The 24,984-nt window shown below is 62.9% G+C and carries 18 protein-coding genes; 10 read left to right on the plus strand and 8 right to left on the minus strand.

Annotated elements, in window-relative coordinates:
- Nucleotides 1–26 precede the first annotated feature (26 nt).
- Entirely contained in the window at nucleotides 27–215 is a 189-nt protein-coding gene (locus KVG96_RS05125) for a DUF6316 family protein (protein ID WP_217891074.1), read from the minus strand.
- Between the two features lie 208 nt (nucleotides 216–423).
- On the opposite strand from KVG96_RS05125, the gene KVG96_RS05130 reads away from it, so the two are divergent.
- Entirely contained in the window at nucleotides 424–1,383 is a 960-nt protein-coding gene (locus KVG96_RS05130; protein WP_217891075.1) for a DMT family transporter, read from the plus strand.
- A 124-nt stretch (nucleotides 1,384–1,507) separates the two neighbouring features.
- Here KVG96_RS05130 and KVG96_RS05135 read toward each other — a convergent pair whose 3' ends face one another.
- The gene (locus KVG96_RS05135) at nucleotides 1,508–2,902 is read right to left on the minus strand and encodes a class II fumarate hydratase (protein ID WP_217891076.1); all 1,395 of its coding nucleotides are present in this window, start codon (nucleotides 2,900–2,902) and stop codon (nucleotides 1,508–1,510) included.
- A 193-nt stretch (nucleotides 2,903–3,095) separates the two neighbouring features.
- Here KVG96_RS05135 and KVG96_RS05140 point away from each other — a divergent pair, with 193 nt between their 5' ends.
- From KVG96_RS05140 to KVG96_RS05160, 5 genes are all read left to right on the plus strand, one after another.
- Nucleotides 3,096–3,617, plus strand: coding sequence for a DUF2059 domain-containing protein (locus tag KVG96_RS05140; protein WP_085578063.1), 522 nt, complete (start codon nucleotides 3,096–3,098; stop codon nucleotides 3,615–3,617).
- 12 nt (nucleotides 3,618–3,629) lie between these two features.
- Nucleotides 3,630–3,923, plus strand: coding sequence for a BolA family protein (locus KVG96_RS05145; protein ID WP_217891077.1), 294 nt, complete (start codon nucleotides 3,630–3,632; stop codon nucleotides 3,921–3,923).
- A 171-nt stretch (nucleotides 3,924–4,094) separates the two neighbouring features.
- Nucleotides 4,095–5,036, plus strand: a complete 942-nt coding sequence (gene trhO / locus KVG96_RS05150) for an oxygen-dependent tRNA uridine(34) hydroxylase TrhO (RefSeq protein WP_217891078.1) — start codon at nucleotides 4,095–4,097, stop codon at nucleotides 5,034–5,036.
- Between the two features lie 36 nt (nucleotides 5,037–5,072).
- The gene (locus tag KVG96_RS05155; RefSeq protein ID WP_217892439.1) at nucleotides 5,073–5,675 is read left to right on the plus strand and encodes a DsbA family protein; all 603 of its coding nucleotides are present in this window, start codon (nucleotides 5,073–5,075) and stop codon (nucleotides 5,673–5,675) included.
- Nucleotides 5,668–7,485 (plus strand): ABC transporter ATP-binding protein, encoded by a 1,818-nt coding sequence (locus KVG96_RS05160; protein WP_217891079.1) that lies wholly within the window; start codon nucleotides 5,668–5,670, stop codon nucleotides 7,483–7,485. Before KVG96_RS05155 ends, KVG96_RS05160 begins: the two co-directional genes overlap by 8 nt.
- Nucleotides 7,486–7,532: 47 nt before the next feature.
- On the opposite strand, the gene KVG96_RS05165 is transcribed toward KVG96_RS05160, so the two are convergent.
- A complete protein-coding gene (locus tag KVG96_RS05165) occupies nucleotides 7,533–12,191 on the minus strand; it encodes a hypothetical protein (protein WP_217891080.1) in 4,659 nt (1,552 codons plus the stop codon).
- 179 nt (nucleotides 12,192–12,370) lie between these two features.
- Between KVG96_RS05165 and KVG96_RS05170 the strand changes: the two genes are divergently transcribed.
- Both KVG96_RS05170 and KVG96_RS05175 read left to right on the plus strand, forming a co-directional pair.
- Nucleotides 12,371–14,830 carry an EAL domain-containing protein gene (locus KVG96_RS05170; RefSeq protein ID WP_217891081.1) on the plus strand — a complete coding sequence of 820 codons (2,460 nt, stop codon included), beginning with the start codon at nucleotides 12,371–12,373 and terminating at the stop codon, nucleotides 14,828–14,830.
- Nucleotides 14,831–14,909: 79 nt separating this feature from the next.
- A complete protein-coding gene (locus tag KVG96_RS05175; protein ID WP_225927214.1) occupies nucleotides 14,910–15,671 on the plus strand; it encodes an iron-containing redox enzyme family protein in 762 nt (253 codons plus the stop codon).
- Between the two features lie 99 nt (nucleotides 15,672–15,770).
- Here KVG96_RS05175 and KVG96_RS05180 read toward each other — a convergent pair whose 3' ends face one another.
- From KVG96_RS05180 to KVG96_RS05200, 5 genes are all read right to left on the minus strand, one after another.
- Nucleotides 15,771–16,697, minus strand: a complete 927-nt coding sequence (locus tag KVG96_RS05180) for a GGDEF domain-containing protein (protein WP_217891083.1) — start codon at nucleotides 16,695–16,697, stop codon at nucleotides 15,771–15,773.
- Nucleotides 16,698–17,056: 359 nt separating this feature from the next.
- Nucleotides 17,057–17,797, minus strand: coding sequence for a YciK family oxidoreductase (locus KVG96_RS05185; RefSeq protein ID WP_085578055.1), 741 nt, complete (start codon nucleotides 17,795–17,797; stop codon nucleotides 17,057–17,059).
- Between the two features lie 130 nt (nucleotides 17,798–17,927).
- On the minus strand, nucleotides 17,928–18,599 hold the full coding sequence (mupP, locus tag KVG96_RS05190; RefSeq protein ID WP_217891084.1) for an N-acetylmuramic acid 6-phosphate phosphatase MupP: 672 nt from the start codon (nucleotides 18,597–18,599) through the stop codon (nucleotides 17,928–17,930).
- 4 nt (nucleotides 18,600–18,603) lie between these two features.
- Nucleotides 18,604–19,302: a bifunctional 2-polyprenyl-6-hydroxyphenol methylase/3-demethylubiquinol 3-O-methyltransferase UbiG gene (ubiG, locus tag KVG96_RS05195; protein ID WP_217891085.1), complete on the minus strand. Its 699-nt coding sequence runs from the start codon at nucleotides 19,300–19,302 to the stop codon at nucleotides 18,604–18,606.
- A gap of 57 nt (nucleotides 19,303–19,359) precedes the next feature.
- Entirely contained in the window at nucleotides 19,360–20,694 is a 1,335-nt protein-coding gene (locus KVG96_RS05200; RefSeq protein WP_217891086.1) for a TRZ/ATZ family hydrolase, read from the minus strand.
- A gap of 108 nt (nucleotides 20,695–20,802) precedes the next feature.
- On the opposite strand from KVG96_RS05200, the gene mtnA reads away from it, so the two are divergent.
- Nucleotides 20,803–21,879: an S-methyl-5-thioribose-1-phosphate isomerase gene (gene mtnA, locus KVG96_RS05205; protein ID WP_217891087.1), complete on the plus strand. Its 1,077-nt coding sequence runs from the start codon at nucleotides 20,803–20,805 to the stop codon at nucleotides 21,877–21,879.
- Nucleotides 21,880–22,304: 425 nt separating this feature from the next.
- Complete coding sequence (gyrA, locus tag KVG96_RS05210) at nucleotides 22,305–24,968, plus strand: DNA gyrase subunit A (protein WP_217891088.1); 2,664 nt, start codon at nucleotides 22,305–22,307, stop codon at nucleotides 24,966–24,968.
- The last annotated feature ends 16 nt before the right edge of the window (nucleotides 24,969–24,984 follow it).

Consider the following 24,984-nt stretch of genomic DNA (forward strand, 5'->3'; position numbering starts at 1 on the left):
CCGACGGGCTCCCTCGCCAAAGAGGCCTATGCGGATTGCAGTTGCATTCGCGCAATGTAGGCGCGGATCTCCTGCTGCGCCTTCTCCAGGCTGTCGAACGGCCCTTCGAGGGTGTTTTCCCGGGTGCTGAAGAACAGTTCGCCGTTGACCCGGCACAGCCGGTCGCTGCGAAAGTGCATGGCGGGTGCCGGATCCTGGACGCGCATGCCGTACATGGTGGGTCTCCTGGAGGGGGCGCTGGAAGGATCCGATGAGCTTATGCCTGAAGCACTTGGCGCGCCCGCCGAGCCGATCAACGGGCGTGCGTCAATATTGCGCTGCGACCTGCACAGTTCCGTTTGCGGCCTGACCCCAACTGTCCCTGTGTCGCGCCGGCCGCCGCGCCTAGAATGAGCGCACTCGTCAGTCGCATTCGGGGTACTCATGCACATTTCATCGGGCCGTTGGGTGTACGGCATGTTCCTGGCCTTGCTGACCGCGTTCCTGTGGGGAATCCTGCCGATCAAGCTCAAGCAGGTGCTGGTGGCGATGGATCCGGTCACGGTGACCTGGTTCCGCCTGCTGGTCTCCGGCGGTTGCCTGTTCGTCTACCTGGCGGCCACCCGGCGCCTGCCCAGCCGCAAGGCGCTCGGGCCCAAGGGCGGCTGGCTGGTGCTGATGGCGGTGCTCGGGCTGGTGGGCAACTACGTGCTGTACCTGATGGGCCTGAACCTGCTCAGTCCGGGCACGGCGCAGCTGGTGGTGCAGATGGGGCCGATCATGCTGCTGATCGCCAGCCTCTTCGTGTTCAAGGAGCGCTTCAGCATCGGCCAGGGCATCGGCCTGGCGGTGCTGCTGATCGGTTTTGCGCTGTTTTTCAACCAGCGCCTGGCGGAGCTGCTGACGTCATTGTCCGACTACACCGCCGGCGTCCTGCTGGTGCTGCTGGCCTCGACCGTGTGGACGTTCTACGCGCTGGGCCAGAAGCAGCTGCTGACCGTGTGGAACTCGCTGCAGGTAATGATGGTGATCTATCTGTTCTGCGCCTTGCTGCTCACGCCGTGGGTGCATCCTCTGGAGGCGCTCAGCCTCAGCCCGTTGCAGGGTTGGCTGCTGCTGGCGTGCTGCATGAACACCCTGATCGCCTACGGTGCGTTCGCCGAGGCGCTGGCGCATTGGGAGGCGTCGCGGGTCAGCGCGACGTTGGCGATCACGCCGCTGGTGACGTTCGGCGCGGTAGCGGTGGCGGCCTGGTGGTGGCCTGACTACGTGCACGCCGAGCAGATCAACCTGCTGGCGTACGGCGGGGCGGTGCTGGTGGTGCTGGGGTCGGCGCTGGTGGCCCTGGGGCCTTCGCTGATCGCCGGGCTCAAGGCGCGGCGGGCCAAGGTCGTGCCGGGCTGAGCGGGCCCCTCGCCGACGCTGTCGCCGGCAGGCTGGCTCCTGCAGAAGACCTGGGTGAATGCAGCCTTTGTGTTCACCGCAGAACCCTGTGGGAACCAGCCTGCCGGCGATGGCGCCGCAAGGATCAGCCCTTGGCCCCGGCCTCCAGCATGTTCTCCGGCCGCACCCAGGCATCGAACTGCTCATCGGTCAGGTAACCGAGCTGCAACGCCGCCTCACGCAAGGTCAGCCCTTCGCTGTAGGCCTTCTTGGCGATTTCCGCCGACTTGTCGTAGCCGATGTGCGGGTTCAGGGCCGTCACCAGCATCAGGCCGCGCTCCAGGTGTTCCGCCATTTTCTCGGCATCCGGCTCCAGTCCGGCGATGCAGTGCTGCTGGAAGTTGCTGCAGCCGTCGCCCAGCAGGCGGATCGATTGCAGCAGGTTGTGGATGATCACCGGCTTGAACACGTTCAGTTGCAGGTGGCCTTGGCTGGCGGCGAAGCCGATCGCCACGTCGTTGCCCAGCACCTGGCAGGCGAGCATCGACAGCGCTTCGCATTGGGTCGGGTTGACCTTGCCGGGCATGATCGAACTGCCCGGCTCGTTGGCCGGCAGCTTCACTTCGGCGAAGCCTGCACGGGGGCCGGAGCCGAGCAGGCGCAGGTCGTTGGCGATCTTCATCAGGGCCACGGCGAGGGTCTTCAGGGCGCCGGACAAGGTGGTCAGCGGCTCGTGGCCGGCGAGGGCGGCGAACTTGTTCGGCGCAGTGACGAACGGCAGCCCGGACAGCGCCGCCAGTTCCGCCGCGATGGCTTCGGCGAAACCGTGGGGCGAGTTCAGGCCGGTGCCGACGGCCGTGCCGCCCTGGGCCAGTTCGCACACCGCCGGCAGGGCGGCGCGGATCGCCCGCTCGGCGTAGTCCAGTTGGGCGATGAAGCCGGAAATCTCCTGGCCGAAGGTGATCGGCGTGGCGTCCATCATGTGGGTGCGGCCGGTCTTGACCAGCTTCAGGTGCCGCGCCGACAGCTCCGCCAGGCCGCCGGACAGTTCGGCGATGGCCGGCAGCAACTGGCCCTGCACCGCCTGGGCCGTGGCGATGTGCATGGCGGTGGGGAAGCAGTCGTTGGAGCTCTGGGAGCGGTTGACGTGATCGTTCGGGTGCACCGGCAGCTTGCCGCCGCGCGGGTTGCCGGCCAGTTCGTTGGCGCGGCCGGCGATCACTTCGTTGACGTTCATGTTGCTCTGGGTGCCGCTGCCGGTCTGCCAGACCACCAGCGGGAACTGGTCGTCGTGCTGGCCGTCGAGCACTTCGTCGGCGGCCTGTTCGATCAGGCGGGCGATGTCGGCGGGCAGGTCGCCGTTGCGGTCGTTGACCCGGGCGGCGGCTTTCTTGACCAACGCCAGGGCGTGCAGCACCGGCAGCGGCATGCGCTCCTGGCCGATGGCGAAGTTGATCAGCGAGCGTTGCGTCTGAGCGCCCCAGTAAGCGTCGTCCGGGACTTCGATCTGGCCCAGGCTGTCGGTTTCGATACGGCTCATCGTGCACACTCCTGTCGGTCTGATTTGCGCTGTTTAGGCCGGCTTCGGCCAGGGGGGTTCCATCGGATCGATTGTTGACCGGTCACGCCCGCCAGGCAAGCGCGGCAAGGCCCGGGGGTTGAGCCTCGATGTTAATCAGGCGCAGAATGGTCGCCCTTGGGGTTTTACCTCGCCTGCTAGAAAAGGAAACTCGATGACTCGTCTTCGTGCCATCTGTACCGCGGTTGCCCTGGTCTGCGCCAGCGGCCAGGTGCTTGCCGACACCGCCAGCCACAACGCCAGTGCCGAAGCTTTCCTGACCCTGGCGCACGCCGACAAGCTGGGCACTCCGGTGTACATGCAAGTGCAGCAGATGTTCGCCCAGCGCTTTGAACAGACCAAGGCGCCGGAATCCAAGAAAGCCGTGCTGGAGACCTACCAGGCCAAGGCCAACGCCGCCCTGGATCAGGCCATCGGCTGGAACAAGCTGAAGCCGGACATGGTCAAGCTCTACACCAGCAACTTCAGCGAATCCGAACTCAAGGACCTGGTGGCGTTCTACCAGTCGCCGCTGGGCAAGAAAGTCCTGGAAAAGATGCCGCAACTGACCCAGCAATCGGCCCAGATGACCCAGGCCAAGCTGGAAAGCGCCGTGCCGGTGGTCAACAAGCTGCTGGACGACATGACCAACGAGCTGGCCCCGAAAGGCGCGGCGCCGGCCAAGAAAAAGCCGTAAGCGGAGTCCGTGATGACCATGCAACAACGCATCGAATCGACGCTGGCCCTGCTTCAGCCTGAACACCTGCAGGTGCTGGACGAAAGCCACATGCACAGCCGCGGCCTGCAGACCCACTTCAAGGCTGTGGTGGTCAGCGCCCAGTTCGAGGGCCTGAACCGGGTCAAGCGCCACCAGAAGGTCTACGGCACGCTCGGCGAGCTGATGGGCGAGTTCCATGCGTTGGCGCTGCACACCTACACCCCGCAGGAATGGGCAGAGGTCGGGGCCGCCCCGGCGTCGCCGACCTGTGCAGGGGGGCATTGAGGCAGCCGCAAGTTTTAAGCTGCAAGCGGCAAGCGCAAGCACGGCGATCGGCTTGTAGCTTGCCGCTCATGGCTGCTCCTTTGCTACAATCCGCAACGCGCCGCTGACCCGGCGCGTTTTTTTTCGCATCCGGTTCACCCTTTGCGAGGGTAGCCACCTGGAGAGACACCCATGACACAACCGATTGTCGTGGCGGCACTGTATAAGTTCGTCACCCTCGAAAATTACGTCGACCTGCGCGAGCCGCTGCTCAAGGCCATGCTCGACAACGGCATCAAAGGCACCCTGCTGATCGCCGAGGAAGGCATCAACGGCACCGTGTCCGGCAGCCGTGAAGGCATCGACGGGCTGCTGGCCTGGCTGCGCGACGACCCGCGCATGGTCGACATCGACCACAAAGAGTCGTACTGCGACGAGCAGCCGTTCTACCGCACCAAGGTCAAGCTCAAGAAAGAGATCGTGACCCTGGGCGTCCCGGGCGTCGACCCGAACAAGAAGGTCGGCACCTACGTCGAGCCGCAGGACTGGAACGCGCTGATCAGCGACCCCGAGGTGCTGCTGATCGACACCCGCAACGACTACGAAGTGTCGATCGGCACCTTCGAAGGCGCCATCGACCCGAAGACCACGACCTTCCGCGAGTTCCCGGAGTACATCAAGGCGCATTTCGACCCGGCCGTGCACAAGAAGGTCGCGATGTTCTGCACCGGCGGCATCCGCTGCGAGAAGGCCTCGAGCTACATGCTGGGCGAAGGCTTCGAAGAGGTCTACCACCTCAAGGGCGGGATCCTGAAGTACCTCGAAGAGGTGCCGCAGGAAGAGACCAAGTGGCAGGGCGACTGCTTTGTGTTCGACAACCGCGTCACCGTGCGCCATGACCTGAGCGAAGGCGACTACGACCAGTGCCACGCCTGCCGCAACCCGGTGAGCGTCGAGGATCGCGCCTCCGAGCACTACGTGGCCGGGATCAGTTGCCCGCACTGCTGGGACACCCTCAGCGAGAAGACCCGCCGCAGCGCCATCGACCGGCAAAAGCAGATCGAACTGGCCAAGGCGCGCAACATGCCGCACCCGATCGGCTACAACTATAAGCAAGCATCCACCGAGGCCTGAACCATGTCTGCGCGCCTGCTCTATGTGATGGATCCGATGTGTTCCTGGTGCTGGGGGTTCGCTCCGGTGGCCAAGGCCCTGGTCGAGCAGGCGCAGGCAGCGGGGGTGGAGCTGCACCTGGTGGTCGGCGGTTTGCGCACCGGCAGCGGTGCGGCGCTGGAGCCGACCACCCGGCGCTACATCCTTGAGCATTGGCACGCGGTCGCCGAGGCCACCGGCCAGCCGTTCCGCTTTGAGGGCGCGTTGCCCGACGGTTTCGTCTACGACACCGAGCCTGCCTGCCGCGCCATCGTCACCGCGCGCAGCCTGGCGCCGGACTGCGCGTGGACACTGCTGGGCCTGATCCAGCACGCGTTCTACGCCGAAGGCCGCGACGTCACCCACGCCAGCGTGCTGGTGGAACTGGCGGAGCGGGCCGGCGTGCCGCGCATCGAGTTCGCCGAAGCCTTCGACCGCGCCGAGCAGCACGCGGCCACCGCCGCCGATTTCAGTTGGGTGCAGGACCTGGGCATCGCCGGATTCCCGACTCTGCTGGCCGAGCGCAACGGTCAGCTGGCGTTGCTGACCAACGGTTATCAGCCGTTGGGCGAACTGTCGCCGTTGCTCGGCCGATGGCTGGAGCGCGCCGCCTGTGTCTGACCCGGCCGATGACACGCCAGCCGTCAAGCGTGTCGACCGGCTGAGCTGGGCGGAAGTCCGGCGACTGGCGCTGCATCACAAGAAATCCCTGTGGATCGCCAACGGCGTGGCTGTGCTGGCGACGCTGTGCAGCGTGCCGATCCCGTTGCTGTTGCCGCTGCTGGTGGACGAAGTCCTGCTGGGCCATGGCGACGCCGCGCTCAAGGTCATGAACCACGTGCTGCCGTCGATGTGGCAGCAGGCGGCCGGCTATATCGGCCTGATGCTGCTGGTGACCCTGACCCTGCGCTGCAGCGCCCTGTGCTTCGGCGTGCTGCAGGCCCGGCTGTTCGCGCGGCTGGCCAAGGACATCGTCTACCGCATCCGGATCCGCCTGATCGAGCGCCTCAAGCGCATCTCCCTCGGCGAATACGAAAGCCTGGGCAGCGGCACGGTGACCACGCACCTGGTCACCGACCTGGACACCCTCGACAAATTCGTCGGCGAAACCCTCAGCCGTTTCCTGGTGGCGATGCTGACTCTGGTGGGCACCGCCAGCATCCTGGTGTGGATGCACTGGAAGCTGGCGCTGCTGATCCTGCTGTTCAACCCGTTGGTGATCTACGCCACCGTGCAGTTGGGCAAGCGGGTCAAGCACCTGAAGAAACTGGAGAACGACAGCACTTCGCGCTTCACCCAGGCGCTGAGCGAGACCCTCGACGCGATCCAGGAAGTGCGCGCCGGCAACCGCCAGGGCTTCTTCCTCGGGCGCCTCGGCCTGCGGGCCCAGGAGGTGCGCAATTACGCGGTCAACTCGCAGTGGAAGACCGACGCCTCCAACCGGGCCAGCGGCCTGCTGTTCCAGTTCGGCATCGATATCTTCCGCGCGGCGGCGATGCTCACGGTGCTGTTCTCGGACCTGTCCATCGGCCAGATGCTCGCGGTGTTCAGCTACCTGTGGTTCATGATCGGCCCGGTCGAGCAGTTGCTGAACCTGCAATATGCCTACTATGCGGCGGGCGGCGCGCTGTCGCGGATCAACGAACTGCTGGCCCGCGCCGACGAGCCGCAGTACCCCGGCGGCCTCGACCCGTTCAAGGGCCGCGAGACGGTCGGCATCCAGGTGCAGGGGCTGAGCTTCGGTTACGGCGACGAGCTGGTGCTGGATCGGTTGGACCTGTCCATCGCCCCCGGCGAGAAGGTGGCCATCGTCGGCGCCAGCGGCGGCGGCAAGAGCACCCTGGTGCAACTGCTGCTGGGGCTGTACACGCCCTTGGCCGGCACCATCCGCTTCGGCGGCTGCAGCCAGCAGGACATTGGCCTGGACACGGTGCGGGAGAACGTCGCGGTGGTGCTGCAGCACCCGGCGCTGTTCAACGACACCGTGCGGGCCAACCTGACCATGGGCCGCACCCGCAGCGACGAAGCCTGCTGGCAGGCGCTGGCGATCGCCCAGCTCGAACCCGCCATCCGCGCGCTGCCCGACGGACTGGACAGCATCGTCGGCCGCGCCGGCGTGCGCCTGTCGGGCGGCCAGCGCCAGCGCCTGGCGATTGCGCGGATGATCCTGGCCGAACCGAAAGTGGTGATCCTCGACGAAGCCACCTCGGCCCTCGACGCCGCCACCGAGTACAACCTGCACCAGGCCCTGGCGCGGTTCCTCAACGGCCGCACCACCCTGATCATCGCCCATCGCCTGTCGGCGGTGAAACAGGCCGACCGGGTGCTGGTGTTCGACGGCGGGCAGGTGGCCGAAGACGGCGACCACCAGCAACTCATTGCCGACGGCGGGCTGTACGCCAGGCTCTATGGGCACCTGCAACAGCATTGAGCGGATCTGCCATGGCGTGCACGCCCGTCTCCGGCGAATGGGCGCATTCAGGGAGCCGGCTGCCTGTCAGGACGTTTGCCCCATATCACGTTGAGATCATCAATATGGCGATCTTGCCCGAACCCTTTGACGATAATCGAGCATGAGTCGCAGGGCGGCAGGGTCGTGACCACATTGATCGAGCGAATGTCCCCGGAATTTGGGTACTCTTCCCGCAGGTAGCCGATCAACTTGCTTTCGCTGTCGACAGATGTCACCCGCTCCAGTACATCGGGCCGGGCTGGATCCGTGATTGGGTGGGGAATCGCAAGCAACACTTCATCATCCGTCAGTTTCAAGGCTTCGGGAGCAGCAGGTTTCCTGAATCTGTCGACATTGAAGTAATACATGCCATTTTTCTCGACAACTGGAATATCGGGGCTTGATCGGAATATCGGCAAGTGCCGGGTGTTATCGCCTGCACCCGAAACGCTGACATAGATTTCCTTCCGGTCTCTCGCGGTAATGACCTCGGCATAGGCAATGTTGCGGGGCGAGGAGCGAGCGTAAGGAGTCAGGCTCTGTAAATCCTGCATGGCATTGTCGATTGCGATGCCTCGGGATGCCGGATCGCTTTCTCTCAAGAACAAAGTATCAAAGTTATCGGCAACCGATCGCTGCAACTGCGCACTGGTCAGATTGCTTCTGCTCCATACATTGGCACCTTCAGCCAGTGTCACCGCTGTCGTTCGCGTTGGACCATCAAACAATAACGAACTGGCTGGGTAGGCTGTCACCTTCACCCATTTCAACCCAGTTTCAGGATTGGCTGGCGCTCCAATGGCTACCGCAAACTCTTCAAGACTGTCCAATGTTCGATGAACCCGCTCCCATCCATGAATGCGCACCAGGTTGTTGGCATTCAGCGAGCCGATGTATATGCGCCGCAGCTCGCTTGCGGGTGTATCTCCCTGGAGAAGTTCTTCGGTCACTTTTTTCATGCGAAGGGGCTTTTGAATACTGTCATTGGCTGCAAGCGTGGTCATGTAGTAGTCGTTTGTATGCAGCCTTGCGAATACGTAGCGATGCTGACTGTCCAGGGAGTAGGCAACCACCGCACCTACCTCGTGCACATCATCGATTTGAATGGCGCTCCCGTTCACTTTCAAGCCGGCAAAAATTCCTTCCTGGAACTCCAGTCGGGCATCGATGTAAGGCTTGGCGATGGGTCTGTTCCGGCGCAGGCCAATCGCGGATGGGTGACCGCGATAAAGTTGAAGGGCGTTGTCTCTGACCTCATAAATTCTGTTTTCAAAGGCCAGTAGTTGACGTGGCTGGGCTGAGGTCACAGGGGAAGGTGTGAATCTGCTGTCGCCGAACCATTCGGCCCAACTGTTTTCTTCCGAAAAGTGGCCAACAGCGGGACGTTCGGCAGGGGTATCGGTGATCACATATCGGGTCTTGCAAATTCCGTTGGGGACTCTACGAGCGCGGCAATGTGCGGCGTTCAGTGTTCCGCTTGCATCGAGGCGATCCACGCGTGTCAAAGCGTTCTTTTGAACCCGGTAGGCAACGTCGTCAATCCACACCATGGTTCGACCGTCGACTTCCAGTATTTGTCTTGCCCGGGCTGTCTTGGCAATCGCATACAAGTCTTCATTGTTTGTGAGGCCTATACGTCGATAACTCGCTTGGCCTACGGAGACTTGAGAAAGAGCCAGGCGTGGCCCGAATGGTTTGCCCGACAGGGGATCGACCAGATGGAGCACCCGCGATCCGGCCGATCCTGTGTTGCGTACCGGAACATTCTCGATGCCCTCGACCGTCGCCAACTGGTCTCCCCGAGAGAGCGGTTTCCAACGTCCAACGTCGTCTATCTGTGGCAGGCCTTGCACAATACGGTAGCGACCGGCTCTGCCGGCCGCCTCGCGGAGCTTGAACAACCCGCTGCTGGCCAGTTTCACTCCCCGGCTGCCCATGGCCCTGAGCAGTGATGCGATTCCGTCGAAGGGGTTCAGGGTTGACTGTAAAAACGCTCCTGTCAGTTTTGCAAACGCCGGGAGCGCCCTGTTGAAACCTACAGTGGTTGCCGTGTTGACAATCTTCAATGTGCCGGCAGCGAATTTCCCCAACGGGAGTACAAACGAGACCAAATCGGTGAACATGCCAAAGGTGCCCTGGATCCAGCGCGTGCTGTCGCCCGACAGCAAATCTTCCATGCTGCCCCAGAACGGGACAAACCCTTTGATAGTGGCAAGGTTCTTGTCTTTGCTCTCCTGTTCCTCTTCAAACGAGGTTTTTCCATAACAACTTTTACGCAACAGGACTTCGTCAAAAAAGAGAAACCTCCAGGAAATGCAATAAGCGATGTTTTTGGTGGCCTGAGACTCTAGCGTGCGTGGAATGCTCTCGTGGGAGGATTGGCTGTCCGTGCTGGCGGGGACATTGACGACTGCATCGAGAATGGCCTCGCACTGAGCATTGGCGATGGGAGGTGTGCCATTGACGTGGGCATCCCAATCGAAAGGGAGAGTCTTGTGCCGCAGGACGGCCACGCTTACAGGCGAGCCTTTGCTGACTTTCCACTTTTCCGTCTTGGGCAGGCCGCCCAGGTGCCGAGGCTCGATGTCTTGCCGGCGGCGTATCACCCCAGCCTTTGGCAAAACCTCGTAATAAACCACTTCGTCTTCGTTTGTCGCTTGCACAATGAAACCGTTGCGCGCCCGCAGAGGCAGAGTGTCGCTGGCCTGTTCATTTTCCGCCGCGATGCCCGAGGTAGCCCTTCGCAGGCTAAAGATCGCAATAGAGCCATTCTCCAACGCACGACGGTCAGCCAAGGGCAAGGAGGCGAGCAAAGCGGCAATCAACTTGCTGTAGGCACTTCGGATGATGTCCAGGTAAATCTTGAAATGAGTGTCGAAGTTCTTTTCGATGTCCGGCAGAGTCGGTGTTTTCAATGAGGGAGCAGCAACAGTCCCGAGATGGCTCTGCAAGGTACGATCTTCATTCAGTTGAAACCAGGTGGCGGTGGCTATGTGGAGGGCGGGGTCGACCACAAACCACTTGTTTTCGTTCAGTTTCCCGGATGCATAAACATCGACGAAGGAATGTGTCTTGGGTATCAGACGCTGGGCGTATAACCCGAATTGATGTTGCGGGACGGTAGTGTCGCCGATGGCAGTCAGTCTGATATTTTTGGCGATGAACTTCTCGCCAAATATTTTTTCGATTTTCAATCTGGCGATGTTCAACCTTTCCGGCGGAGGGATGGTGATCCAGCTGGCGGCGTCTTTCAGATTGTTGATGGCGGTGTCGAGCTTTCTGACTGCTGTCTTCAGTTCCTTATGCGTGAAGTCATCTTCGATTTTATCCGGGATGAACCCATTGGTGATTGCCCAATCCAGCGTGGCTCTAAAACGTGTAGCATTTATAAGATTCTTTTGTTCTGGGTTTGCTTTCATGGACTGTTTTGCTGGTAGATCCAATAGTTTCTGAAACGTCAGTCTCTCCAGCAACTGCGGATCTACGGCATTGGCGAGATAAACGCCGTGGACGAAATTGACCCAGACAACGGAACTCCTGTAGGCAAGTTCGCCAGGTATGTCGGCAACCTGGAACTCCAGCGGAAACTCGGGGCGCAGTAAGCATGCGAGCAGAATCGCTTCCTTTTCGGATGCGGCCTGACGGGACTTGAGAAGGTGCTGCTCGAACTCGGACCAGATCTGCGGGTAGCTCTTTCCCCAGTTCGAAGGATGACGCAAGGCGTATCCGGCAACGTCTTTCGGCGAATACGGCTTTGTCATCCATAAACGGATGGCTTTGCCGAGCAGTTTCGTCCGGACGATGGGAGAAGTCTCTTCCTCTGAAGCCGCACCAAACCAGTTCAGATCTTTCAACAGCACGTCGGTCAGTCTTTTCGCTTCATCGGATTGAAAGAGCTTCTCCAGAGTCCTGGCAGGTGAAGTCCTGATCTGCTCGGCAGTGATGTCGGGTACCGCTTCCTTGATCAAGTGAGTGAATATCGAAGTTTGTTGTTCGGGCAGAAACCTCCTGACGATATCGACGATCTTCCTGTTGGTCCGCAGGCTGACCAGTTCATCCAGGCTCATTGGCAAAGTCGGGACGCGTTTGTGCAGGAGACGGAGAATTCTTTGATCTATCAATGTTGCCGGGCGTCTGACCGCATCCAGCTCAAAGCCACTGAAAAGTTGGAGCGAATGGCGGGCGCTTCGCTCCTCCAGTTCACGGATCAACGGGTCTATTGCCGCGCTGCTTTCAGGTTCCGCTGCCGGCAAGCCGTAATAGTCAAGAAATGCGTGCAGGCTGAGTCGTTTGTCGGAGCGCAGGTGTCCGCCCAGATCGCGAGCTTCGCGCTCTATTCTTCTTGTCAATTTACGCAGGCGGGGGAAGTCGGTCAGGGACAGCACGACTTCCTTTCCGTGCATGTCTGTCGTTTTGTAGGTGCTGGCACTTGCGCCAGCAGAAACCGACAGCATGCTCAATCGGTCGCCTGGATAATCCGGATGCTTCAGTAGTCGCTGCAGAAGGCCTTGTCCGATGTCATGTTTCAGCATGAGAGCGCTGTGCTGGACAGGAGAGAGATACACAGTGGCCAAGGGCACATTCCTGGCCTTGGCATCACGTAACTCAGTCAGTAATGCATCGAATTCTGCCTGCTGGCCTTGGTATTGCTGTTGCAATGTTGCCGGGAGTGTTGTGGTGTCCATGAATGCGTAGCCTCTTGAAAGGGAAAAGAAGTATTGGTGCGATCAAGGGCTGTTCTGGTGGTACATAGTTAGTCGAGGTTGTGTCGGTCCTGGCTTGCCGTGAGGACGAACGCCTCCTAATCTGGCTACAGCGATCTCGTTCGGAATACGATTATGCAGTGCTGACGGCAAGGATCCCCATGAAGCAAAAGCCGACTCTCGGAACGCCGCGGTTGCTGGGCATCGTCTGGCCATTCATCGCCGTCGTGCTGTTTCAGGCTTTGCTGGGGGGCGTGAGTCTTTACGTCCTGTCGGCGGTGCGTGGCTATGTCGCCGGCGAAAGCCTCTGGTCCAAGGGCCAGAAGGACGCCATCTATTACCTCAACCTCTACGCCGACAGCCGCGACGAGGCGATCTACCTCAAGTACCAGAACGCGATCGCCGTGCCCCAGGGCGGGCATCAGCTGCGTCTGGCCCTGGATCGGCGTCCGCCCGACCTGCAAGCGGCGCGGGAAGGCATCCTCAAGGGCGGCAACCATCCCGACGATGTTTCCAGCCTGATCTGGCTGTACCTCAACTTCCGGCACTTCAGCTACCTGGAGACCGCCATCGACCGATGGACCCTGGGCGATGCCTATCTGGTGGAGCTCGACGGCGTGGCCCGGGAGATGCACGAGAAAATCAGCGCAAACGCCGCCGACGATGAAGACATACGTCGCTGGAAGGCGCGCATCTTTGCGATCAACGATGGCGTGACGCCCGCAGCGAAGGCGTTCAGCGACGCGCTGGGCGAAGGGTCGCGGGTGATCCTGCGCCTGCTGCTGTTCACCAACCTGGCCACGGCGCTGGGCCTGATCGTGCTGGCCCTGTGGCGCACCCGCAAGCTGCTCAAGCAACGGCACGCGTTCGCCGAAGCCCTGCAACTGGAAAAGGATCGCGCCCACATCACCCTGCATTCGATCGGCGACGGCGTGATCACCACCGACGTCAGCGGTGCGATCGACTACATGAACCCTGCCGCCGAAGCGCTGACCCACTGGAAGGCGGAGCAGGCCGCCGGCCTGCCGCTGGCGGCGCTGTTCAACCTGCTGGACGACAATGCCCAGGCCGAAGGCCTGACGCTGATCGAGCACATCCTCAGCGGCCGGCTCACCGGCGGCAGCGAGCATTCAAGGCTCATCCAGCGCCTGGACGGCAGCACGGTGTCGGTGAACCTGGTCGGGGCGCCGATCCGCAACGCCGGCAAAGTCAGCGGCACGGTGCTGGTGCTGCACGACATGACCCAGGAGCGCCAGTACATCGCCAACCTGTCGTGGCAGGCCACCCATGATGCGCTGACCGGGCTGGCCAACCGCCGGGAATTCGAATACCGCCTGGAGCAAGCGCTGCACAACCTTTCCCGTCAGGCCGGGCGGCATGCGCTGATGTTCCTTGACCTGGACCAGTTCAAATTGGTCAACGACACCTGCGGCCACGCGGCGGGGGACGAATTGCTGCGGCACATCTGTGCGCTGCTGCAGTCGGGGTTGCGCGAGGGCGATACCCTGGCGCGGCTGGGCGGCGACGAATTCGGCGTCCTGCTGGAGAACTGCGCGCCGGAGGCCGCGGAAAAAATCGCCGAGGGGCTGCGCCAGACTGTGCAGAACCTGCATTTCGTCTGGAAGGGCAGGCCTTTCCTGACCACCGTGAGCGTCGGCCTGGTGCACATCGCCCAGACCCCGACCACCCTCGAGGCGTCCCTGCGCGCCGCCGACATGGCCTGCTACATGGCCAAGGAGAAGGGCCGCAACCGGGTGCAGGTCTACCACGCCGACGATTCGGAACTGTCGCTGCGTTTCGGCGAAATGGCCTGGGTGCAGCGCCTGCACATGGCGCTGGAGGAAAACCGCTTTTGCCTGTACGCCCAGGAAATTGCGCCGCTGGGCCCCGCCGATGGCGCGCGCGGGCACATCGAGATCCTGTTGCGCCTGCATGACGAGGCCGGCCGGATGATCCTCCCGGACAGTTTCATACCGGCGGCCGAGCGCTACGGCCTGATGACGTCGCTGGACCGTTGGGTGGTGCAGAACGTATTCAAGGTCATTGGCCAGTGCATTGAAGATGAATGTCAGGGGCCGTTGGCGATGTGTGCGATTAATCTTTCAGGCATAACTATCGGAGATGACGCGTTCTTGCACTTCTTGCGTGAACAGTTTGTTAATTACAATGTTCCGCCTGAAATGATTTGTTTTGAAATCACTGAAACGAGTGCCATCGCAAATCTCGGCAGTGCCATCCGATTTATCAATGAGCTCAAAGGTTTAGGTTGTTTCTTTTCACTCGATGACTTTTGCGCCGGAATGTCTTCGTTCGCGTATCTCAAACATTTGCCTGTAGACTTCCTGAAGATCGACGGGAGTTTCGTAAAGGATATGCTGGACGACCCGATTAACCGCGCAATGGTCGAAGTGATCAATCACATCGGGCATGTCATGGGCAAGCGGACGATTGCCGAGTTCGCCGAAACGCCGCAGATCGAGCAGGCATTGCTTGAAATCGGCGTGGATTACGCTCAGGGTTATGTCATCGACCGCCCGCAGCTGTTCACCTGTGACAGTTTGCAAAGTCGGCCCGCCAGGCCGCAGCCGCTGTTGTTCAAGGCGCCTGGCACGTTCCGTTGAAGACTCTCGCCGATCCTTACAATCACAAATCAAAAGGAGCCGAACAGTGATCGACACATTCAACCGAACCGGACCACTCATGGAAGCCGCAAGTTACCCAGCCTGGGCGCAACAGTTGATCCAGGATTGCAGCGAGAGCAAACGCCGGGTTGTCGAACATGAACTGTATCTGCGCATGCGGGACAACAAACTCAGCGCCAAGACCATGCGTCAGTACCTGATCGGGGGCTGGCCGGTGGTCGAGCAATTTGCGCTGTACATGGCGCAGAACCTCACCAAGACCAAGTTCGCCCGCCATCCCGGCGAAGACATGGCGCGGCGCTGGCTGATGCGCAACATTCGCGTCGAACTCAACCACGCCGACTATTGGCTGAACTGGAGCCGGGCCCATGGGGTGAGCCTGGAAGACCTGCAGGCCCAGCAAGTGCCGCCGGAGCTGCATGCCTTGAGCCACTGGTGCTGGCACACCAGTTCGGCGGACTCGCTGATCGTGGCCATCGCCGCCACCAACTACGCCATCGAAGGCGCGACCGGGGAGTGGTCGGCGCTGGTCTGCTCCACTGGCGTCTACGCTGCCGCGTTCCCCGAGGAAGACCGCAAGCGGGCCATGAAATGGCTGAAGATGCACGCCCAGTACGACGACGCTCATCCTTGGGAAGCGCTGGAGATCATCTGCACGCTGGCGGGCCTGAACCCGAGCAAGGCGCTGCAGGTCGAGTTGCGCCAGGCCATCTGCAAAAGCTACGACTACATGTACCTGTTCCTTGAACGGTGCATGCAACTGGAGCTGACGGAGCGGGTGATGGCCGGGCGCGAGCGGCGGGCGCTGGTCGAAAGCTGATCAGGCGGCTCCCGCAGTGCGCGGCACGGCGCCTGCGGGAGCCGGCCTGCTGGCGATGGCGCCAGCAGGCGCGCCGCCTGACGGAACAAAGGCGGGCCGTCAGCCGGCCATGGTGAGACGGTTGCGCCCCTCGCGCTTGGCCACATAAAGCGCACTGTCGGCCCGGCGCAGCAGGCTGTCGGCCGACTCCCCCGGCAACAGGGTCGAGCAGCCGAGGCTCACGGTCAATTCGATCAACTGATTGCTGGCGTAATAGTCCTGGGCCTGGGCAGCCTGGCGCAGGCGTTCCCCGACCATCGCCGCCGCTTCGCGGCCGGTGTTCGACAGCAGGATCAGAAACTCTTCCCCGCCGTAGCGGAACACCATGTCGACGTTGCGCAGCTGGCTCTTGATCGAGGCCGCCACGGCCCTCAGCACGTCGTCGCCGGCGGTGTGCCCGTGAATGTCATTGACCCGCTTGAAGTGGTCGATGTCCAGCATCAGCAGCGACAGCGGCTGTTGGTGCCGGCGCGACATCTCGATTTCCCTCTGCAGGGTCTGCTCCATGGCGATGCGGTTGCCGGTGCCGGTCAAGGGATCGCGCAGCGCGCTCTGGGTCGCGGCCCGATAGAGCAAGGCGTTGCGCATCGGATACAGCAGCGCCGACAGCAGCGATTCGAGATGGCCCTGATCCTGTTCGCTGAAGCGCTCGTTGCGGCGGAACACCAGTTCGCCCATGTGTTCGCCTTCGTGGCTGAGGCTGTAGCTGACCGAATGACGGCCCCGCGTGCCGAACTCCAGGCGCAGGTCGCTGCTCTGGTGCTGATAGCTCAGGGCGTCGAGGGGCACCAGGCGCTGAACTTCACGGAAGAACAGACCGAGGATGCGTTGCGGCTCAAGACTGGTTTGCAGCTGCAGGCCCAGTTGCTGGCGCAATTGCGCGACAGTGACCGGCCGTTCCAGAAGCGGAGGCTGTTGACCGAAGCCCAGGCGTTGCAATTTTGCGCTGTCAAAATCAATTGCAGTGGTCTGGGAGGGTGATTTCATATGGCGTGAGCCCCTAAGCAGTAAGTCTGTCTTACAGGCTGGGTGAAGCGGCTATGGGCTGCGCGTCATACTGATCCATCAGTCCCGTAGGACATTTGACGCAAGTTTAGTCTGCCTGATGTCGATTAGTCAGCTATCGAATCAGGCCCCGCCCGACTGCCTTCACACGGCGTGCTTTGAGGAAATTTAGAGCGAAAGTCGTGCCATTCGGTTCGCAATTTTTTAAATCGTTACGAATCAATGGGTTGTGACTGGAGAGAGGCGCGCGGCGCTGGTTTATTGACTGAAGCGGCCACGGATGAGCGGTAAAAACCTGCCGCGACGGGAAACCGCCGCGGCAACAAAAGCGACGTATGGCATCACTGGGCGTTGAATGCCTGCCCGTTGATGCCTGCGCTGTCCGGGCCCATGAGGTACAGATAGACCGGCATGATCTCCTCGGGCGTCGGGTTGTTCAGCGGGTTTTCCCCCGGGTACGCCTGAGCGCGCATGCTGGTGCGGGTCGCTCCCGGGTTGATGCTGTTGGCGCGCACCGGGGCCACGGTGTCGACTTCGTCGGCCAGGGTCTGCATCAGGCCCTCGGTGGCGAACTTCGAGACGCCGTAGGCGCCCCAGTAGGCGCGGCCCTTGCGTCCGACGCTGCTGGAGGTGAACACCACCGAGGCGTCCTGCGACAGCTTGAGCAGCGGCAGCAGGGTGCTGGTCAGCATGAACATGGCGTTGACGTTGACTTGCATCACGCGCATGAAGTTTTCGCCGGACAGCTGTTCGATCGGGGTGCGCGGGCCGATGATCGAGGCGTTGTGCAGCAGGCCGTCGAGGTGGCCGAACTCGGTCTCGATCATCGCCGCCAGCTCATCGTACTGATGGGGCAGGGCGGTCTCGAGGTTGAACGGGATCACCGCCGGCTGCGGATGGCCGGCCGCTTCGATCTCGTCGTAGACCTGGGTCAGGTTGGCTTCGGTCTTGCCCAGCAGCAGCACGGTCGCGCCGTGGGCGGCGTAGGCTTTCGCGGCGGCGGCGCCGATGCCGCGGCCGGCGCCGGTGACCAGGATGACGCGGTCCTTGAGCAGTTCGGGGCGAGCGGAGTAATCAAACATAAAAAACCTCACAAAAATCCATTTGCACGACCTGCGCTGTGTGGCGAGGGAGCTTGCTCCCGCTCCACTGCGCAGCAATGGCGAACAGGAGCGCTGCGCACTCCAGCGGGAGCAAGCTCCCTCGTCGCCTTCAGCAGCGGCACAGCGCGCTGTCGATCACCTTGCGCAGCTCCAGCGGATGGTCCACCACCACGTCCGCGCCCCAGTGGCGCGGGTTGTCGTCGGGGTGGATGTAGCCGTAGGTCACGGCGGCGGTCTTGGTGCCGGCGTCGCGCCCGGACTCGATGTCGCGCAGGTCATCGCCGACGAACAGCACGCTGGCCGGGTCCAGGTCGAGCATCTTGCAGGCCAGGATCAGCGGCTCGGGATCGGGTTTGCTGTTCTTCACGTGATCCGGGCAGATCAGCAGCGCCGAGCGCTCGGCCAGCCCCAGCTGCTGCATGATCGGTTCGGCGAAACGCACCGGCTTGTTGGTGACCACGCCCCAGGTCAGGTTGGCCTTTTCGATGTCCGCCAGCAGCTCGCCCATGCCGTCGAACAGCTTGCTGTGCACGGCGCAGCCGGCCATGTAGCGCTCCAGGAACTCCTGGCGCAGTTCCTCGAAGCCCGGCGATTCCGGATCCATGGAGAACGTCACCGCCACCATGGCCCGGGCGCCGCCGGAGATCTCGTCGCGGATGTGCTTGTCGCTCATCGGCGCCAGGCCGCGGTCTGCGCGCATCGCCTGGCAGATGGCGATGAAGTCCGGCGCGGTGTCGAGCAGGGTGCCGTCCATGTCGAAAAGGACTGCTCTGATGGTCATCGGCTCACTCCTCGCGCAGGGTCTGGATCATGTAGTTGACGTCGACGTCCGCCGCCAGCTTGTAGTGCTTGGTCAGCGGGTTGTAGGTCAGGCCGATGATGTCTTTGACGGTGAGGCCGGCGGCGCGGCTCCAGGCGCCCAGCTCGGACGGGCGGATGAATTTCTTGAAGTCGTGGGTGCCGCGCGGCAGCAGCTTCATGATGTATTCGGCGCCGATGATGGCGAACAGGTAAGCCTTGGGGTTGCGGTTGATGGTGGAGAAGAACACCTGGCCGCCGGGCTTGACCATGCGCATGCAGGCGCGGATCACCGAAGACGGGTCCGGCACGTGCTCGAGCATCTCCAGGCATGTGACCACGTCGAACTGCCCGGGCATTTCCTCGGCCAGGGCCTCGGCGGTGATCTGCCGGTATTCGACGTTCACGCCCGATTCCAACTGATGCAGCTGCGCCACCGCCAGCGGCGCTTCGCCCATGTCGATGCCCATGACCGTGGCGCCGCGCTGGGCCATGGCCTCGCTGAGGATGCCGCCGCCGCAGCCGACGTCGAGGACTTTCTTGCCGGCCAGGCTGGCCCGCTCGTCGATCCAGTTGACCCGCAGCGGGTTGATGTCGTGCAGCGGTTTGAACTCGCTTTCGCGGTCCCACCAGCGATGGGCCAGGGCCTCGAACTTGGCGATTTCGGCGTGGTCGACGTTGCTCATCATTGAATCCTCGAAAAACTGAAAAGGTCTGTAGCCCCGGAGCCTGCCCCGGGGTGTTTACGATTCGGTGCGGCCGCTGATGCGCAGGCCCCAGGCCCGGGCGGTCTCGCCCAGCTGCCGTTCGTCCATGCGCGTCAGGCGCCGGTCGTCGAGCAGCGGCTTGCCGGCGACCCAAAGGTGTTTCACGCAGTCGCGTCCGGTGGCATAAATCAGTTGCGAAACCGGGTCGTAGACCGGTTGCTGCGCAAGCCCCGAGAGGTCGAAGGCGACGATGTCCGCCGCCTTGCCGAGCTCCAGCGAGCCGGTCTGTGCGTCGATGCCCAGCGCCCGGGCGCCGTTGAGGGTGGCCATGCGCAGCGCCCGGTGGGCGTCCAGCGCGGTGGCCGAGCCGGCGACGGCCTTGGCCAGCAGCGCGGCGGTGCGGGTTTCGCCCAGCAGGTCCAGGTCATTGTTGCTGGCCGCGCCGTCGGTGCCGACCGCCACGTTGACGCCGGCCTGCCACAGCCGCTCCACCGGGCAGAAGCCGCTGGCCAGCTTCAGGTTCGATTCCGGGCAGTGGATCACGCTGGTGTTGCTTTCTACCAGCAACGCCAGGTCGTCATCGCTGATCTGGGTCATGTGCACGGCCTGGAAGCGCGGGCCGAGCAGGCCGAGGCGGCCGAGGCGGGCCAGCGGGCGCTCGCCGCTCTGTTCGGCGGCCTGCTGCACTTCGAACGCGGTCTCATGGACGTGCATGTGGATGGAGGCATCGAGCTCTTCGGCGATCACCCGGATCTTTTCCAGGTTCTCGTCGCCCACGGTGTAGGGCGCGTGGGGGCCGAAGGTAACCTTGATGCGCTCGTGGTGCTTGAGGTCGCCGAACAGTTCGACGCCCTGACGGATGGCTTCGTCGGCGCTGGCGGCGCCCGGAATCGGGAAATCCAGGATCGGGATGGCGATCTGCGCGCGGATTCCGCTGTTGTGCACGCGCTCGCAGGCAACCTTCGGGAAGAAATACATGTCCGAGAAACAGGTGATGCCGCCTTTTATCTGCTCGGCGATGGCCAGGTCCGTGCCGTCGCGCACAAATGCCTCGTCGACCCATTTGGCTTCGGCGGGCCAGATGTGGTTCTCCAGCCAGGTCATCAGCGGCAGGTCGTCGGCCAGGCCGCGGAACAGGGTCATCGCGGCATGGCCGTGGGCGTTGATCAGGCCTGGGCTGAGCAGCATGTCCGGCAGTTCGCGGATCTCGGCGGCGTCGCACTTGAGCGCTTCGGCGCGCGGGCCGATGAACGCGATGCGGCCGTCGCGGATGCCCAGGCCGTGGTCTTTGAGCACCACGCCTGCGGGTTCGACGGGTACCAGCCAGGTCGGCAGCAAGAGTAAGTCGAGCGCAATGGCAGGTTTCGGCATCGAGGATCGGTCCCAGGGCTTTTGTGAAGGATGGCGAAGTATACCCGAGCGTCTTCGCGGGGGGATCGCTATAATCGGCCGCTTTTGTTCATGAGTGCGGGGTGAGGGATGCGCGATCGTCTGTTGGCTGCAGAGAAGGTGAAGGCCATCGATTGGCGTGATGGCGCGCTTTACCTGCTGGATCAGCGTATTTTGCCGTTCGAGGAAACCTGGATCGCCTACACCGGCGCCGCCGGCGTGGCCGAAGCGATACGCTCGATGGTGGTGCGTGGCGCGCCGGCCATCGGCATCGCGGCCGCGTACGGCGTGGTGCTGGCCGCCCGTGCCCGGTTCGCGGCCGGCGGCGACTGGCAGGCGGCGCTGGAGGAAGACTTCGCGCTGCTGGCGCAATCCCGTCCGACGGCCGTCAACCTGTTCTGGGCGCTGGGCCGCATGCGCGAACGCCTGGAGCGCCTCAAAGAGCAGGCCGATCCGCTGGCGGCGCTGGAGGCCGAGGCCGTCGCCATCCATGAAAGCGACCGCGAGGCCAACCTGACCATGGCCCAACTGGGCGTCGACCTGATCCGCAAGCACCAGGGCAACGCCCAGGCGCTGCTCACCCACTGCAACACCGGCGCCCTGGCCACCGGCGGCTTCGGCACTGCGCTGGGCGTGATCCGCGCCGCGTTCATCGAGGGCATGGTCGAGCATGTGTACGCCGACGAAACCCGGCCCTGGCTGCAGGGCTCGCGCCTGACCGCGTGGGAGCTGGCCAACGAAGGCGTGCCGGTGACCCTCAATGCCGACTCGGCGGCGGCGCACATCATGAAGACCAAGGGCGTCACCTGGGTGATCGTCGGCGCCGACCGGATCACCGCCAACGGCGATGTGGCGAACAAGATCGGCACCTATCAGCTGGCGGTCAACGCCATGCACCACGGCGTGCGCTTCATGGTGGTGGCGCCGAGCTCGACCATCGACATGAACCTGGCCAGCGGCGACGACATCCCGATCGAGGAGCGTGACGGCGCCGAACTGCTGGAGGTCGGCGGCAAGCGCGTCGGGGCGGATGTCCAGGCCTTCAATCCGGTGTTCGACGTGACGCCGGCGGACCTGATCGATGCGATCGTGACCGAGAAGGGTGTGGTCGAACGCCCGGACGCCGCGAAAATGGCCCAGCTGATGTGCCGCAAACGCCTGCATTGAGGCCGTGGGCGGCCTGCGCATTGCCATCAGTGGCAGGCTTGCTCCCGCATGAGCGGCGCCGGGCGCCCAAGCTATGGGGTCCGACCGGCTGGCGATCAGGGCCTTAAGGTCAACAAACATCTGCAATTCGGGCCCGGTTTTTGCGCCCGATGAGCCTCTGAGCCCCTCACGTCCCCTTTAAGGCTGTCATCGGTCATCTAACTATGCTCCATGCGCATCTGGGGGATAGGTGCGTGGCGGCTGTTGTGATAACATCCGGCGTTTTCCGAGACTGCTCCGCGGAGTTGTCTTCACTGCGCAAATCCGCGTCGCAGCGCGTCGATTTGTCGTAAGTCGTGGCACGGCATCCGGCCTGCAGCGACGAGCTTCGTTGGTCCCATATGGATATGACGAAGTTTCACCAGAAAAAAGGAATCAGGCTTCTCATGGGCGAACTGGCCAAAGAAATCCTCCCGGTCAATATCGAAGACGAGCTGAAACAGTCCTATCTCGACTACGCGATGAGCGTGATCGTCGGCCGTGCACTGCCGGATGCGCGTGATGGCTTGAAGCCCGTGCACCGTCGCGTGCTGTTCGCGATGAGCGAACTGGGCAACGACTACAACAAGCCGTACAAGAAATCCGCCCGTGTGGTCGGTGACGTGATCGGTAAGTACCACCCGCACGGTGACACCGCGGTGTACGACACCATCGTGCGCATGGCCCAGCCTTTCTCCCTGCGCTACCTGCTGGTCGACGGCCAGGGCAACTTCGGTTCGGTGGACGGCGACAACGCGGCGGCCATGCGATACACCGAAGTGCGCATGACCAAGCTGGCGCACGAGCTGCTGGCCGACCTGCACAAGGAAACCGTGGACTGGGTGCCGAACTACGACGGCACCGAACTGATCCCGGCGGTCATGCCGACCAAGATCCCCAACCTGCTGGTCAACGGCTCCAGCGGCATCGCCGTGGGCATGGCGACCAACATCCCGCCGCACAACCTCGGCGAGGTCATCGACGGTTGCCTGGCCCTCATCGACAACCCCGAGCTGACCGTCGATGAGCTGATGCAGCACATTCCGGGCCCTGACTTCCCGACCGCCGCCGTGATCAACGGCCGCGCCGGCATCATCGAGGCCTACCGCACGGGCCGCGGCCGCATCTACATGCGCGCCCGCTCGATCATCGAAGACATCGACAAGGTCGGCGGCCGTCAGCAGATCGTCGTCACCGAGCTGCCGTACCAACTGAACAAGGCGCGTCTGATCGAGAAGATCGCCGAGCTGGTCAAAGAGAAGAAACTCGAAGGCATCACCGAACTGCGCGACGAATCCGACAAGGACGGCATGCGCATCGTGATCGAGCTGCGCCGCGGCGAAGTGCCGGAGGTGGTGCTCAACAACCTCTACGCCCAGACCCAGCTGCAGAGCGTGTTCGGCATCAACATCGTGGCCCTGATCGACGGCCGTCCGCGGATCCTCAACCTCAAGGACCTGCTGGAAGCCTTCGTTCGCCACCGTCGCGAAGTCGTCACCCGCCGCACCGTGTTCGAACTGCGCAAGGCCCGCGAGCGCGGCCACATCCTCGAAGGCCAGGCCGTCGCCCTGTCGAACATCGACCCGGTGATTGCCCTGATCAAGGCGTCGCCGACGCCGTCCGAGGCCAAGGAAGCGCTGGTCAGCACCCCGTGGGAGTCCACTGCCGTGATGGCGATGGTCGAGCGCGCCGGCGCCGATTCGTGCCGTCCGGAGAACCTCGATCCGCAGTACGGCCTGCGCGAAGGCAAGTACTTCCTGTCGCCGGAGCAGGCCCAGGCCATCCTGGAGCTGCGCCTGCACCGCCTGACCGGCCTGGAGCACGAGAAGCTGCTGGCCGAGTACCAGGAGATCCTCAACCAGATCGGCGAGCTGATCCGCATCCTCAACAGCTCCGCGCGCCTGATGGAAGTGATCCGCGAAGAGCTGGAAGTGATCCGCGCCGAATACGGCGACGTGCGCCGCACCGAAATCCTCGATGCGCGCCTGGACCTGACCCTGGGCGACATGATCCCGGAAGAGGATCGCGTCGTGACCATTTCCCACGGCGGCTACGCCAAGACCCAGCCGCTGGCCGCCTACCAGGCCCAGCGTCGCGGCGGCAAAGGCAAGTCGGCCACCGGCGTCAAGGACGAGGACTACATCGCCCACCTGCTGGTCGCCAACAGCCATACCACGCTGCTGCTGTTCTCCAGCAAGGGCAAGGTGTACTGGCTCAAGACCTACGAGATCCCGGAGGCGTCCCGCGCCGCCCGCGGCCGTCCGTTGGTCAACCTGCTGCCGCTGGACGACGGTGAGTACATCACCACCATGCTGCCGGTCGAGGAATACACCGAAGGCCACTACATCTTCATGGCCACCGCCAACGGCACCGTGAAGAAGACCCCGCTGGAATCCTTCAGCCGTCAGCGCAGCGTCGGTCTGATCGCGCTGGAGCTGGACGAAGGCGACGTATTGATTTCCGCCGCCATCACCGACGGCGAGCGCGAAGTGATGCTGTTCTCCGACGGTGGCAAGGTCACCCGTTTCAAAGAGTCCGACGTGCGTGCCATGGGCCGTACCGCCCGCGGCGTGCGCGGCATGCGCCTGCCGGAAGGCCAGAAGCTGATTTCCATGCTGATCCCGGAAGAAGGCAGCCAGATCCTCACCGCTTCCGAGCGCGGCTACGGCAAGCGCACCGCGATCTCCGAATTCCCTGAGTACAAGCGCGGCGGCCAGGGCGTGATCGCCATGGTCAGCAACGAGCGCAACGGCCGTCTGGTCGGTGCGGTCCAGGTGCTCGACGGCGAGGAGATCATGCTGATCTCCGACCAGGGCACGCTGGTGCGTACCCGTGTCGACGAAGTCTCCAGCCTGGGCCGCAACACTCAGGGCGTGACCCTGATCAAGCTGGCCAAGGACGAGACTTTGGTGGGCCTTGAGCGGGTGCAGGAGCCGTCGGACGTCGAGGGTGACGAGCTGGAAGGCGAAGAGGATGCCGGGCTGGAAGACGGCGTGATCGGCGCCGAGCCGGACGACGCAGGCGACAACCTGCAGGCGGACGCCGCCGACGAAGAAGAGTCGCAAGACTAACCCAATCGTAGCAGGG

Origin of the sequence: Pseudomonas ekonensis (assembly GCF_019145435.1) — a bacterium.
Taxonomy (GTDB): domain Bacteria; phylum Pseudomonadota; class Gammaproteobacteria; order Pseudomonadales; family Pseudomonadaceae; genus Aquipseudomonas; species Aquipseudomonas ekonensis.

What these genes read in the sequence shown, in the direction of transcription:
- KVG96_RS05165 (WP_217891080.1), bottom strand. Translation starts at nt 12,191, where the DNA reads ATGGACACCACAACACTCCCGGCAACATTGCAACAGCAATACCAAGGC.
- KVG96_RS05185 (WP_085578055.1), bottom strand. Translation starts at nt 17,797, where the DNA reads ATGTTTGATTACTCCGCTCGCCCCGAACTGCTCAAGGACCGCGTCATC.
- KVG96_RS05130 (WP_217891075.1), top strand. Translation starts at nt 424, where the DNA reads ATGCACATTTCATCGGGCCGTTGGGTGTACGGCATGTTCCTGGCCTTG.
- KVG96_RS05155 (WP_217892439.1), top strand. Translation starts at nt 5,073, where the DNA reads ATGTGTTCCTGGTGCTGGGGGTTCGCTCCGGTGGCCAAGGCCCTGGTC.
- KVG96_RS05200 (WP_217891086.1), bottom strand. Translation starts at nt 20,694, where the DNA reads ATGCCGAAACCTGCCATTGCGCTCGACTTACTCTTGCTGCCGACCTGG.
- KVG96_RS05175 (WP_225927214.1), top strand. Translation starts at nt 14,910, where the DNA reads ATGGAAGCCGCAAGTTACCCAGCCTGGGCGCAACAGTTGATCCAGGAT.
- gyrA (WP_217891088.1), top strand. Translation starts at nt 22,305, where the DNA reads ATGGGCGAACTGGCCAAAGAAATCCTCCCGGTCAATATCGAAGACGAG.
- KVG96_RS05135 (WP_217891076.1), bottom strand. Translation starts at nt 2,902, where the DNA reads ATGAGCCGTATCGAAACCGACAGCCTGGGCCAGATCGAAGTCCCGGAC.
- KVG96_RS05170 (WP_217891081.1), top strand. Translation starts at nt 12,371, where the DNA reads ATGAAGCAAAAGCCGACTCTCGGAACGCCGCGGTTGCTGGGCATCGTC.
- ubiG (WP_217891085.1), bottom strand. Translation starts at nt 19,302, where the DNA reads ATGAGCAACGTCGACCACGCCGAAATCGCCAAGTTCGAGGCCCTGGCC.
- KVG96_RS05145 (WP_217891077.1), top strand. Translation starts at nt 3,630, where the DNA reads ATGACCATGCAACAACGCATCGAATCGACGCTGGCCCTGCTTCAGCCT.
- mtnA (WP_217891087.1), top strand. Translation starts at nt 20,803, where the DNA reads ATGCGCGATCGTCTGTTGGCTGCAGAGAAGGTGAAGGCCATCGATTGG.
- mupP (WP_217891084.1), bottom strand. Translation starts at nt 18,599, where the DNA reads ATGACCATCAGAGCAGTCCTTTTCGACATGGACGGCACCCTGCTCGAC.
- trhO (WP_217891078.1), top strand. Translation starts at nt 4,095, where the DNA reads ATGACACAACCGATTGTCGTGGCGGCACTGTATAAGTTCGTCACCCTC.
- KVG96_RS05140 (WP_085578063.1), top strand. Translation starts at nt 3,096, where the DNA reads ATGACTCGTCTTCGTGCCATCTGTACCGCGGTTGCCCTGGTCTGCGCC.
- KVG96_RS05125 (WP_217891074.1), bottom strand. Translation starts at nt 215, where the DNA reads ATGTACGGCATGCGCGTCCAGGATCCGGCACCCGCCATGCACTTTCGC.
- KVG96_RS05180 (WP_217891083.1), bottom strand. Translation starts at nt 16,697, where the DNA reads ATGAAATCACCCTCCCAGACCACTGCAATTGATTTTGACAGCGCAAAA.